This is a genomic window from Variovorax sp. VaC1, from assembly GCF_043658315.1.
Classification (GTDB): domain Bacteria; phylum Pseudomonadota; class Gammaproteobacteria; order Burkholderiales; family Burkholderiaceae_C; genus Variovorax.
In genome coordinates this window covers 651996-664652 of record NZ_JBIGLT010000004.1, presented here as the reverse complement: position 1 = coordinate 664652, position 12657 = coordinate 651996, and the positions used below count along the sequence as shown (strand labels likewise).

Annotated in this window: 7 protein-coding genes and 1 pseudogene; 6 read left to right on the top strand and 2 right to left on the bottom strand. The window is 68.5% G+C overall.

The genetic code is table 11. The features are described from left to right. Together ACGLHS_RS19885 and ACGLHS_RS19880 are read right to left on the bottom strand one after the other, a co-directional pair. Positions 1–286: pseudogene (locus ACGLHS_RS19885) on the bottom strand (hypothetical protein); the annotation flags it as partial. A 166-nt stretch (positions 287–452) separates the two neighbouring features. Further along, the gene (locus ACGLHS_RS19880) at positions 453–2351 is read right to left on the bottom strand and encodes an ATP-binding protein (RefSeq protein ID WP_394482476.1); all 1899 of its coding nucleotides are present in this window, start codon (positions 2349–2351) and stop codon (positions 453–455) included. A 162-nt stretch (positions 2352–2513) separates the two neighbouring features. On the opposite strand from ACGLHS_RS19880, the gene phnD reads away from it, so the two are divergent. The 6 genes from phnD to tagF all read left to right on the top strand — a co-directional run bounded on the left by phnD (position 2514) and on the right by tagF (position 12085). Continuing rightward, complete coding sequence (gene phnD / locus ACGLHS_RS19875) at positions 2514–3560, top strand: phosphate/phosphite/phosphonate ABC transporter substrate-binding protein (protein ID WP_394482474.1); 1047 nt, start codon at positions 2514–2516, stop codon at positions 3558–3560. A gap of 361 nt (positions 3561–3921) precedes the next feature. Further along, the gene (locus ACGLHS_RS19870; RefSeq protein ID WP_394482472.1) at positions 3922–4989 is read left to right on the top strand and encodes a phosphate/phosphite/phosphonate ABC transporter substrate-binding protein; all 1068 of its coding nucleotides are present in this window, start codon (positions 3922–3924) and stop codon (positions 4987–4989) included. 131 nt (positions 4990–5120) lie between these two features. Further along, the gene (gene tssK / locus ACGLHS_RS19865; RefSeq protein ID WP_394482470.1) at positions 5121–6452 is read left to right on the top strand and encodes a type VI secretion system baseplate subunit TssK; all 1332 of its coding nucleotides are present in this window, start codon (positions 5121–5123) and stop codon (positions 6450–6452) included. Between the two features lie 31 nt (positions 6453–6483). After that, the gene (locus ACGLHS_RS19860) at positions 6484–7854 is read left to right on the top strand and encodes a DotU family type VI secretion system protein (RefSeq protein ID WP_394482468.1); all 1371 of its coding nucleotides are present in this window, start codon (positions 6484–6486) and stop codon (positions 7852–7854) included. Next, positions 7851–11453: a type VI secretion system membrane subunit TssM gene (tssM, locus tag ACGLHS_RS19855; protein ID WP_394482466.1), complete on the top strand. Its 3603-nt coding sequence runs from the start codon at positions 7851–7853 to the stop codon at positions 11451–11453. The genes ACGLHS_RS19860 and tssM overlap by 4 nt, the downstream gene beginning before the upstream one ends. After that, entirely contained in the window at positions 11450–12085 is a 636-nt protein-coding gene (gene tagF, locus ACGLHS_RS19850) for a type VI secretion system-associated protein TagF (protein ID WP_394482463.1), read from the top strand. The genes tssM and tagF overlap by 4 nt, the downstream gene beginning before the upstream one ends. Positions 12086–12657: the final 572 nt, after the last annotated feature.

The following is a 12657-nucleotide window of genomic DNA, read 5'->3' as shown; positions in this document are numbered from 1 at the left end:
TGGCCGCGCGCTCGGGCTCGGCGCCGGCACCGGCGCCGGCGGTATCGGCGGCCAGTTGCGGATCGACGCCGCCGGGCGCCAGGCGCACCAGCTCGAAGCGGCCGCCGGGCTCCTGGTCCGCGCGAAGCTGCTGCACGAATTCGGACGCCGCCGCGCTGTCGTCGCCCATCAGCACCGTGAGGCTGGTGGCCGAGGCGGCGCCACCGGCCAGCGCCACGCCCAGGGCCAACAGGGCGCGGACGGCGGGGCGCGCGCATCCGGCGACGCGCAAGAAAAGAGGATTCACGGCAACAAACATGGACTGCTTCCGCAGCAAGGGGCAATGATCCAATGTAAGGACGGCCCCCCCTTTGCGCGATAAGGCGGAGGGCTTATGTCAGCCCTCGCAAGGGCCTGCCCGCGTGACGAAATACACAGCCCGGCGGCCGCTCGGCCTATGTCCGATGGACTACCTACGCACCTACCTCGGCCGCTGTCTGCAGTGCTGCGGCGCGCTGCGTCTGGATGGCCTGGCGCAGCACGCGCGGCGACACCGGCTTGTAAAGCACGGTGATGCCCGCGCTGGCCACTTCGCGCAGGCGATCGGGCTTGGTCTCGCCGGTCACCAGCAGGCGCGCAGTGCCGGGGCCGATGCCGCGCGGATGGCGCTCCAGCGCGGTGATCACATCGAGGCCGTTGTCGCCGCCCTGCAGCAGCAGGTCGCTCACCACCACGTCGGGCGGCTGCTCCCAGGTGTCGGCCAGCGCCAGCGCCTCGGCGCGGGTCTGCGCGGCCAGCACTTCGGCGCCCCAGTTGGCGAGCACCACCGTCAGGCCTTCGAGGATGGTGCGCTCGTCGTCGATCACCAGGATGCGCACGTTCGCAAGGCTGGCTTCGTCCTCCAGGCCGGTGACCAGGGGCGAGCTGGCCGGGGGCGGCAGCGCGGCCGGCGCCGAGCGCACCAGCACCCGCACGCAGGTGCCCTTGTGCAGCCTGGAGCTGAGGTCGACGCGCGTGTTCAGCAGCTCGGCCAGCCGCTGCACCGTGGCCAGGCCCAGCCCCATGCCGCGCGCGCCGCGTGCCGCCTGCCGGCCGGTGGGTTCCACCTGGTAGAACTCTTCGAACACCCGCGCCTGATGCTGCAGCGCAATGCCCACGCCGGTGTCGAGCACGTCGATGCGCACGCCCTTGCCGCGCCGCCGTGCGCCGATCAGCACGCCGCCCTCGATGGTGTGGCGCAGCGAGTTCGACACCAGGTTGTTGAGGATGCGCGAGAGCATCACGTAGTCGCAGCGCACCCACACCTCGGTCTTGCGCACCACCAGCCGCAGGCCCTGCTGCTCGGCCACCGGGCGGAAGTTGCGGCTGATCTCGTCGAACAGGCGGTCGAGCGGAAAGTCGGTCCACTGCGGCTGCAGCACGCCGGCGTCGAGCTGCGACAGGTTGAGCAGTTCCGAGAACAGCCGGTCGAGCGAATCCACGCACTCGCGGATGTGGCCGATGCGCTGCAGCTTCACCGGATCGGTCTCGCCGTTGGCCAGCCCGTCGGAGAACAGCGTGAGCGCGTGCAGCGGCTGGCGCAGGTCGTGGCTGGCGGCGGCCAGCAGGCGCGTCTTGGCCTGGCTCGCCACTTCGAGCTGTGCGTTCTTGCGTGCCAGTTCGGCCGTGGCTTCGGCGATGCGGCTTTGCAGCAGGCGGTGGCTTTCGGCGAGCGCGCGCGCCGCCTGGTTGAAGCCGTGCTGCAGGTGCCGTACCTCGGACGTGCCCTCGATCGCCACGCTCGCGTCTTCGCCCGCGCCGAGGCGGTCGACCGCCTTGCCGAGCGCACGGATCGGCTCGCTGATGCGCCGCGCCGCCCACCAGCCCGCCAACCCCACGCCCAGCAGGCTGATCGCCAGCACCAGCGCCACGTTGAGCCAGACCGAGCGCCGCGCGCTCTGCACCGCGCCCAGGCTGATCTCGACCATCACCTTGCCGTTGTGGTGGCCGTCCTCGCCGACGATGGGCACCACCACCTGCAGGCCCTGGCCGCGCGCGCGGTCGACGGTTTCGGAGTTGGCGACGATCTCGCCGTCTTCCGTCCAGATCTGCACCTGCTGCACATGCGGCTGGTAGGTGCCCGACTGCGCGCTGCGCTGCAGCGCGCGCCGGTCCATGCGCGCCAGCGGCGCCTGCGCCACCGTGGCCACCTGCATCGCCACCGTCTGCGCATTGGCGCGCATCAGCTCGGTGAGGTTGCCCAGGTGCTGCCGCGTCAGCACGGCAATGGCCGCCAGCGTGGCCAGCGTGGCAGGCACCAGCGCCAGCAGGATCAGCTGCTGCGCGAAAGTCATGCGCGCAAGCCCACGGAGGACGCGGAAGTTCCAGTTCATGGCGACGGAGGGCGCATGGAGGCCGAGCTTATGAGCCCCGCCCCGAACATGGAAGACAGGAAAAACATCACAAAGAATGTCTGCATTTGCTATTTAATGGCGTCCGCGTAGCCCATGTTAGACCCGCTGGTCCACAGCGGCCCTATGTCTTCCGGTCCAAAAATGCAGGTTTTCTTGCGTCGATTCGCCGGTGTTCCGGGCGCCCTTCGTGCGGCGGCGCTGGGCTTGCTCATGGCGCTGCCGCTGGTGGCTGCGGCTCAGGCCGGCAGCAGCAGCCCGTCGTCGCAGGCGCCGGTGCGCTTCGGCATCCTGCCGCTCGGCGGTGCCTTCGAGTCGCGCAGCGACTGGGACCCGCTGCTGGCCGAACTCAGCCGCGCCATCAACCGGCCGGTGAGCGTGCTGTCGGTCAACTCGTACGAGGCGCTGGAGCAGGCCATCCAGCGCGACGAGGTCGACATGGCCTTCCTCTCGGGAAAGATGGCGCTCGACGCCGTGACCCAGCGCCGCATGAAGGTGGTGGCGCAGGTCGTGCGGCACGACGGCCTGCCCGGCTACCGCGCGCTGCTGCTGTCGCGCAAGACGCCGCCCTTCAACACGCTGAAAGACCTGCTCGAGCAGCCCGAGCGCTGGCGCATCGCGCGCGGCGAAAAGCAGTCGGTGTCGGGCTTCATCGTGCCGCAGCTGCAGTTCTTCTTGCCGAACCACATCGCGATGGAAACGCGCTTTTTGAGCGAGATCGTCGGCACCCACCAGACCAACGCATTGGCCGTGGCCAACAACGAGGCGGACGTGGCCACCAACAACTCGGCCGACTTCGAGCGCTTCAAGCTGCGCTTTCCGGCCGAGACGCAGCGGCTGCAGGTGCTGTGGGAGTCGGACCTCATTCCGCATGCGCAGATCGTGGTGCGGCGCGAGTACCCGCCCGAACTGCGCACGCGCGTGCAGACCTTCCTGGTCAACTACGGCCGTGCCAAGGGACCACGCGGCGATGCCGAGCGGCTGGTGCTCAAGTCGCTGCACGACCTGGCCGGTTTCGTGGCGGCCGACAACAGCTCGCTGCAGCCCGCAGCCAAGCTGGCCTACCAGCTCGCCAGGCAGAACGCCATGACGGCGCAGTGGGTGAACGACGCCGCGCGCGAGGCGCGCCTGCAGCGCATCGACAGCAGCTATGCCGAGCAGGTCGGTGTGCTGAAAGACGTTTCGCCTTGATGAGATGAAACGCGGTTTTTTTGTTCGTTGCGCGGTGTCTGGAATGCGTTCTTTCGGGCGCTGCCGTTCAGGGCGCGCTCACGCCGACGGGGTGCCTTGCTCCGCGAATGTCCCCCGGCCTGCGGCCTCCTCCTTTATTTCGCTGCGCAAGGCACCCCGCCAGCGTGGGCGTCGTTCAGAGTGGTCATTGATCGGCGAGCACAACGGCAGCGTCTCTTGTGCACAGGGCATCGGGTGCTCCCCGCAGCGAAATAAAGGAGGAGGGGCGCAGCCCCGGGGGACATTCGCGGAGGGGAGTACCCGGTGTCCTGTGCACGCGCCCTGAACGACCCCTCACAAAAAAAGCGGCAAGGCACCTGACATGCCCCTCCGACCCCAGCTTCTGATAGCGGTACTGGTCTTCAGCAGCTTCATCGCTGCGACGGCCCTGCCTTCCCTTGCCCTTGCGCAAGCCGTCAATGCCGTAGCGTCGGAGAAGAGCACACCCCCCGCAGTCATCAAGTCGATCCGCTTCGGCGTGCTCCCGTTAGGTGGCACCGTCGAATCGCGCGCGCTGTGGACGCCGCTCATGGCCGACATGAGCCGTGCCATCGGCATGCCGGTCGATGCGTATTCCGTGCCTTCGTACGAAGAGCTGGACCGCGCCATCGGCCGCGACGAGATCGACATGGCCTTTCTCTCCGCCAAGATGGCGCTCGACGCCGTGATGCAGCGGCGCATGAAGGTGGTTGCGCAGATCGCGCGGCGCCCCGGCATGCCCGAGCACCGCGCCGTGCTGCTGATGCGCAAGGCCGCCCCCTTCAACACCCTCGACGCCATGCTCGCCCAGCCCGAGCACTGGCGCCTTGCGCGCGGCGACAGCCGCTCCGTGACAGGCTTCATCGTGCCGCAGAGCCAGCTCTTCCTGCCGCACAGCATCGAGATGGAAACGCGCTTTCGCAGCGAGTTCGTCGGCACCCACCAGGCCACCGCGCTCGCCGTCGCCAATGGCGATGCCGACGTGGCAACCAACAACACCACCGACTTCGAGCGCTTCAGGCAGCAGTTTCCGATCGAGGCCGAGCGGCTGCAGGTGGTGTGGGAATCCGAGCCGCCCCCCGGCGCCCCGATGGTCGTGCGCCGCGACTACCCGCCCGAATTCCAGGCGCGGCTGCAAGGCTTCCTGACCGGCTACGGCAAAGGCAAGGGCGCGCGCGCGGATGCCGAACGCAAGGTGCTGGAAACCTTGCGCGCCGCCTACGGCTACGCCGTGGCCGACGACAGCGCCCTGCTGCCCGAGGCGAAGCTCGAATACCAGCTCGGCAAGCAGCGCGCCATGGCCGCGTCGTGGGTCAACGAGGCGGCGCGCGAGCAGCGGCTGCAACGCATCGAGAAGACCTACGCGCAGCAGGTCGAGACCTTGCGCGCCTCGTCGGGCGCCGCGCGCTGAGCGCTTCCGTCTACTCCCTTCGCCGTACCTCCAAACCCCTCCGTCTAGACCATTAGGCGGATTTGCCATCCGCCGTCCGCGCCGGAAACTTCGTGTTTCTTTCAGGCACCCTTGCCGTTGACGGAGTGCGGATGAGTTGGCGAACAAAAGTGGTCTGGAGCGAGGGGATGCTGTTGCAGCCTCAGCACCTGCAGCAAAGCGAGCGCCATGCCGACCATGCCCGGCATGTGCTGCTGCGCACGACCACCCCCTACGCCTGGGGTTTTGCCGAGCTGGAGATCGACGCGGCCGCGCTCACGCTGGGCAAGCTCGCGCTGGTGCGCGCGGTCGGCGTGTTCGGCGACGGTACGGTGTTCGACATGCCGGCGGTCGATCCGCTGCCCGAGCCCATCGACATTCCTTCCACCATGCGCGACGAAGCCGTGGTGCTGGCGCTGCCGTTGCGCCGTGCCGGTGCGCGTGAAGCCGATGCGGAAGACTACGAAGAGCTGGTGCGCCACCGCGTGCTCGAATCCGAAGTGCCCGACTCCAACACCGCCGGCGAACGCACGGCGATGCTGCAACTGGGCCAGCTCCACACGCGCCTGATGCGCGCCAGCGAAGCCACCGACGCCTGGACCACGCTGGGCGTGGCGCGCGTGGTCGAGCGACGCGTCGACAACCAGGTGCAGCTCGAACGCGGCATGCTGCCGCCGCTGCTCGACGTGGCGGGGCACGCCGTCATCCGCGCGTGGCTCGACGAACTGCTGGGCCTGCTGCGCCAGCGCGGCGAAGCGCTCGCGGGCCGCATGACGCAGGGTGGCACCGGCGGCGTGGCCGAGATCGCCGACTTCATGCTGCTGCAGGCGGTCAATCGCAACGAGGCCATCTTTGCGCACCTGGCCAAGACCGCGCTGCTGCATCCGCAACACTTCTTCGAGCATGCGCTCGGGCTGGCCGGCGACCTGGCGAGCTTTCGCGATTCGCGCCGCGTGGCGCGCTTCGGCCCCTACATCCACGACGACCTGGCGCTGAGCTTCCGCCCGGTCATGGACGACCTGCGCCGCAGCCTGTCGATGGTGTTCGAGCAGTCGGCCATCCGCATCGAACTGCACGACCGCAAGCACGGCGTGCGCGTGGCGGTGGTGACCGACGTGGAGCTGCAGCGCAACGCGACCTTCGTGCTGGCCGTGAACGCGCACATGCCGAGCGAAGCCTTGCGCGCGCGCTTCCCCACGCAAGTGAAGATCGGCCCGGTCGAGCGCATCCGCGACCTCGTGAACCTCGCGCTGCCCGGCGTCACGCTGACGCCGATGCCGGTCGCGCCGCGGCAGATTCCCTTCCACGCGGGCGCCAACTACTTCGAACTCGAAACGCGCAACAGCGACCTGTGGCGGCAGCTCGAACAGTCGGGCGGCATCGCGATGCACATCGCCGGCGACTTCCCGGGCCTCGACCTCGCGTTCTGGGCCATTCGTTCCTAGCCCCATGGGCTGACGGAAACGGAACACCATCATGAGCAGCACACCTCCGGACCCCTTTGCCGCCTTCGAGTCGGAGCGCACGGTCATCAAGCCCAAGCCGCGCACGCCGGGTGGCACGCCACCCGCGCCTGCGCCCGCGCCGTTCTTTGGCGGCCCTGATCCGACACCGGCGGCGGAGGTCGGTGAGCTGGGCCTGCTCAATCCGCTCGTGTCGGCCGCGGGCAAGCTGCTGGTACTGATCGGCAAGCTGCGCAACCTTGCGCAGCCGCCGAACGTGCCGGCGCTGCGCGCATCCACCGCCGATGCCGTCAACCAGTTCGATGCCGGCGCGCGCCGCGCGGGCGTGAGCAACGAGTCGGTGCTGGCCGCGCGCTACGTGCTGTGCACCGCGCTCGATGAGGCCGTGGCCAACACGCCCTGGGGCGTGCAGGCCGGATGGAACAAGCAGAGCCTGCTGGTGCAGTTCCACAACGAGACCTGGGGCGGCGAAAAAGTGTTCCAGCTGCTGGCCAAGCTCGCGCAGGACGTGCCCACGCACCGCCAGTTGCTGGAGCTGATCTACAGCGTGCTCGCGCTCGGCTTCGAGGGCCGCTACCGCGTGGTCGACAACGGCCGCGCGCAGCTCGACTCGGTGCGCCAGCGCCTGGCCGACCTGATCGCCAAGGACCGCCCGCCGCTCGAAGCCGAACTCTCGCCGCACTGGCGCGGGCAGGGCGCGGGCACGGTGCGGCTGCGCGAGTCGCTGCCGCTGTGGGTGTTCGCGGCAGGCTTTGCGCTGCTGCTCGCACTTGCGTGGTTCGGCCTGCGGCTCACGCTCAACTACCGCTCCGACACGACCTACTCGGCGGTGTCCGGCCTGCGCGTGCCCAACCTGCAGATCGCGCCACCGGCTGCGCCGGCCAAGTCGCCGCGGCTCGCGCGTTTTCTCGAACCCGAGATCAAGCAGGGCCTGGTGACGGTGACCGACGAGGCCGACCGCAGCGTGGTGCGCCTGCGCGGCGATTCCTTCTTCGGCTCCGGCAGCGCCGAGCCGATGGCGTCTTCATTGCCGGTGCTGCGTCGCATCGGCCAGGCACTGGCCGAGGTGAAGGGCGACGTGCTCATCACCGGCCACTCCGACAACCAGCCGATCCGCTCGCTGCGCTATCCGTCGAACTGGCACCTGTCGGCCGCGCGCGCCGATGCGGTGAAGGGTGCGCTGACCACGCTGGTCGATCCGGCACGCATGCGCTCCGACGGCAAGGCCGATGCCGAGCCAGTCGCGCCCAACGACACGCCGGCCAACCGCGCGCGCAACCGCCGCGTCGACATCGTGCTGCTGACCGAGCCCGACCGCACCGCTGCAGCGGCTTCGTCGTCGTCGCCATCCCCGGCTGCTCCCGTCCCCGGAGCAACGAAATGATCAAGAAAATCTTCGGCTTCCTGTTCAGCCCGCTGCTGCTGACCCTGCTGGCGCTGCTCGTCGTCGCGCTGCTGATCTGGTGGATCGGCCCGCTGGTGAAGATCGGCACATTGGCGCCGCTCGAAAGCGAGACCACGCGCGCCGTCGTCATCGGCGTGATCGTGCTGATCGTGGTGCTGCGCGCGCTGTACCGCCGTTGGCGCGCGCGCCGCGCGAGCCAGCACCTGACCGATGGGCTCATGAAGGCGCCCGCCGCCAAGACCGATGCACCGGTCAACGGCGAGCAGAAGATCCTCGACACGCGCTTCAGCGAAGCCGTCGCCACGCTCAAGCAGATGCGCCTGCATGCCGCCGGCAAGAAGCCCGGCTGGCGCGACTGGATGTCGATCTCGGGCGGCAGTTACCTGTACGACCTGCCGTGGTACGTGTTCATCGGCGCGCCGGGCGCGGGCAAGACCACGGCGCTGGTCAACTCGGGCCTGAGCTTTCCGCTGGCCGAGAAGTTCGGCCCCGGCGCCATTCGCGGCGTGGGTGGCACGCGCAACTGCGATTGGTGGTTCACCGACGAGGCCGTGCTCATCGACACCGCCGGCCGCTACACCACGCAGGACAGCCATCAGTCGGAAGACAAGAGCGCGTGGGAAGGCTTCCTCGGCCTGCTGAAGAAGGCGCGTCCGCGCCGTCCGCTGAACGGCGTGTTTCTCACGGTCAGCGTGGCCGACCTGTTGAGCCAGGGCCCCGAGGCACGCACGCAGCTCGCGGCCTCGATCCGCGCGCGCCTGCTCGAACTCGACAACAAGCTCACGACGCGCCTGCCGGTGTACGTGCTCGTCACCAAGAGCGACCTGCTGTACGGCTTCACCGACTACTTCGACGACCTTGGCAAGGAACAGCGCGCACAGGTCTTCGGCTTCACGCAGCCGCCCGAAGAAGGCGTGCAGGTCGACGAGAAGGGCCTGTCGGCCGCCTTCCAGCGCGAGTTCGCGTTGCTGCACAACCGCGTGAACGACGGGCTCATCGCGCGCATGCAGCGCGAGACCGATGGCACGCGCCGCGCGGCGATCTTCGGTTTTCCGGCGCAGTTCGGCTCCATCGGCTCGCTGTTGTCCGACCTGCTCGACCAGGTGTTCACCGGCTCGCGCTTTGCGCAGCCGCCGTGGGTGCGCGGCGTGTACTTCACCAGCGGCACGCAGGAAGGCAGCCCGATCGATCGCGTGATGGGCAGCCTGTCGCGCAGCTTCGGCATCGAGCGCGCGATGCTCGCGCCGCAAAAGAGCAGCGGGCGCAGCTACTTCCTGACCTCGCTGCTGCGCGACGTGGTGTTCCCCGAGCAGCGCCTGGCCGGTGCCGACGTGAAGCTGGAGCGCCGCCGCCACACGCTGCGCGTGATCGGCGTCACCGCGATGACGCTCGTCACCGTCGGCCTGCTCGCGGCCTGGGGCTACAGCACGCTGCAGAACATGAACTACCTGAAGTCGGTCGAGGCCCGCGTCGCGCCCGCGCAGCAGACGCTGGCCGCGCTGCCGGCGAGCGTGCAGAACCTGGTCGAGGTCGCGCCCGTGCTGCAGGGCCTGCGCGACATCTGGAAGACGCCCGACAACCACCAGGGCGACGAGCCGCTGTCGATGACGCTGGGGCTCTATCAGGGCGACAAGCTCGATGCGGCCGCCAGGCTCACGCACCAGCGCGCGCTGAACGACGCCTTCCTGCCGCAGATCGCCAAGCGCATCGAAGACCAGCTGCGCACCGCGCAGAAAGACAACCTCGAGTACACCTACGAGGCGCTCAAGAGCTACCTGATGCTCTACCAGCCCGAGCACTTCGATGCCGAGGCGTTCAAGGCCTGGGTCACGCTCGACTGGGCCCGCAGCCTGGACCGCGGCATTCCCGAAGACCAGCGCAAGGCGCTCGAAGACCAGCTCGACGTGCTCATCGCGCAAGGCCCGCCGCGCTCGCCGCTGAAGATGGACGAGAACCTGGTGCGCAGCGTGCGCGCGGTGCTTGCGAGCTATCCGCTGGAGCAGCGCGTGTTCAGCCGCCTCAAGCGCCAGCGCGCCACCAAGGACATTCCGGCCTTCAGCGTCGCCACCGCCACCGGGCCTTCGGGGCCGCTGGTGTTCGAGCGCATCAGCGGCAAGCCGCTGACCGACGGCGTGCCCGGCATGTTCACCTACGACGGTTATCACAAGCGCTTCCAGAGCGAGGTGACCGTGCTCACCGGCCTGCTGGCAGCCGAAGACCCGTGGGTGCTCGGTCAGGACAAGGGCACCGCCGACCGCCTGCGCGACGTGGCCGCGCTCGGCGCGCTGACCGACCGCGTGCGTCGCCTCTACCTGGAGGAGTACGTCAAGCAGTGGGAGGCACTGCTCGCCGACGTGCGCCTGATTCGCGCCAACGGGCTGGAGAAGAACATCGAGACCGCGCGCATCCTCTCGGGCGTCGACTCGCCGCTGGCCAACTTTTTGCGCGCGGTGGTGAAAGAGACCACGCTGATCCCGCAGGGCGACGCCGGCAAGGACGTGGTCAGCAAGGCCACCGAGACCGTGCGCAACACGCGCAAGGGCCTGGAAGACCTGTTCGGCGGCGACCCCGGCAAGCAGGTGGCGCCGGGCAAGCGCATAGAGAGCATCGTCGACGACCGCTTCGAGCCGCTGCGCCGCCTCGTGACTGCCGGCGGCCCCAACCAGCCCGCGCCCATCGACGATGCACTGAAGCTCTTCAACGAGGTGTACGTGTACCTCAACGCCGTCGACACGGCGGTCAAGGGCCGCACCTCGCCGCCACCCGGCGATGTGGCTGGCAAGCTCAAGTCCGACGCGGGTCGCCTGCCGGAGCCTGTTCGCACCATGGTCGAGAACTTGAGCCAGTCGGGCGCCGCGCAAGCCCAGGTGGCCGAGCGCGGCAACCTGAGCCAGGATCTGCGCCCGGTGGCCGAGTTCTGCGCGCGTGCCATTGCGGGCCGCTACCCCTTCGTGCCAAGCAGCAAGCGCGACGTGCTGCCCGAAGACTTCGGCCAGATGTTCGGCCCTGGCGGCCTGATGGACGACTTCTTCCAGAAGCGGCTGGCCGCGCTGGTCGACACCAGCACGCGGCCGTGGCGCTACAAGCCCGTGGCCGAACGCGGCGCCATCACCACGCAGGCGCTGGCGCAGTTCGAGCGCGCTGCGCGCATCAAGGACATCTTCTTTCGCGCCGGCGGCCGTAGCCCGTCGATGCGGATGGACTTCAAGCCGGTGGAGATGGACGCGAGCATCACCCAGTTCATCCTCGACGTCGATGGCCAGCTCGTGAAGTACGCGCACGGCCCCGTGGTGCCGATGGCCGTGCAGTGGCCGGGGCCGAAGGGCAGCAACCAGGTGCGTATCCAGGTGAGCCCGCCTTCGACCACCGGCAGTTCGGGCTCGGCGGTCGATGGGCCGTGGGCGCTGTTCCGTGCGCTCGACGATGGGCAGCTCGAAGCGGGCGACGCGCCCGAGAAGTTCTTCATGACCTTCCAAGTCGGCGGGCGCAAGACGCGTTTCGAAGTGACGACGAACAGCGTGCAGCATCCGATCCGGCTGCGCGAGCTGCGGGAGTTTTCCTGCCCGGAGGGGTTGTGAACGTCGTGACGCCTTCCGTCTTTGCATCGGCCGAGTTGCCGGGGTGGTTCGGCAAGTTGCCGGGCATGGGGGACTTTGCGCACCGGCGCTTGCCTGAGTCGTTTCGTGCGGTGTGGGACCTGTGGCTGCAGCGTGGGTTGGCGCGGCTGCGGGACCGGCATGCGGACTGGACCTCGCATTACCTTGAGGCGCCGATCTGGTGCTTTGCGCTGGGGGCGCGGGTGGCGGGGGAGCGGCGGTGGATTGGGGTGTTGATGCCTTCTGTTGATGGGGTGGGGCGGTACTTTCCGTTCACGCTGGCTGTGGAGCTGGAGGACGGGTTGGCGGATCGGCTGGAAGGGGATGCGTTGGGTGTTGCGTTGCGGTGGTGGGGGCTGGGGACGCAGGCTGCGTTGGAAGGGCTCGATGGGGATCTGGATGCGCTGCGGTTTGATGCTGTGCTGGAGCGGTTGTTTGTTGTTGCTTCTGCTGTTGCTGCGACTGGTGTGGGTGCATCGCTTGAGTTGCCTGGGGAAGGGATTTCGTTGTGGATGGGGGACCCGGCTGTTGAAGGCGGAGTTCGGATGGCGGTTGCTGGGTTGCCTCGGGATGGGGAGTTCGAGGCGCTGTTTCTTCTTGGGGGCGAGGGATGAAACGCGCTATTCGTTTTCTTTCCCGAGGCCGGGTCTCGCCCCGGCGGGCGACTCACTTTCTTTTGCTTCGCCAAAAGAAAGTAAGCAAAGAAAAGGCGACCCCGCTGTCTGCGACCCTCCGCTTCGCTACGGGCAACCTGCGGTGCTCACGTTTCGCGGGGTCTCGCAGAACTCGCTTCGCTCAAACAGCTGCGAGCCCTGATCCGCGAAACGCTCCGCTCCTCGGCGCAGCCAGAGGGGAGGGGAAGCCTTCGGGCCATCGCTGCGCTCGGCCTTGGGTTTCGTTCGAGCCTTCGCTTCGCTCGGCTTGGGGTCCGGCTCCCTCTCCCCTTGGGGAGAGGGAGCCCGAGCCGAGCGAAGCGATGGCGCGTTCGGTATCCAAGCCCCTCTGGCTGCGCCGAGGAGCGGAGCGTTTCGCGGATCAGGGCTCGCCCTTGTTTGAGCGAAGCGAGTTTGGGCGAGACCCCGCGAAACGTGAGCACCGCAGGTTGCCCCGTAGCGCAGCGCAGGGGTCGCAGACAGTGGGGTCGCCTTTCTTTTGCCTACGTTTCTTTGGCGAAGCAAAGAAAAGT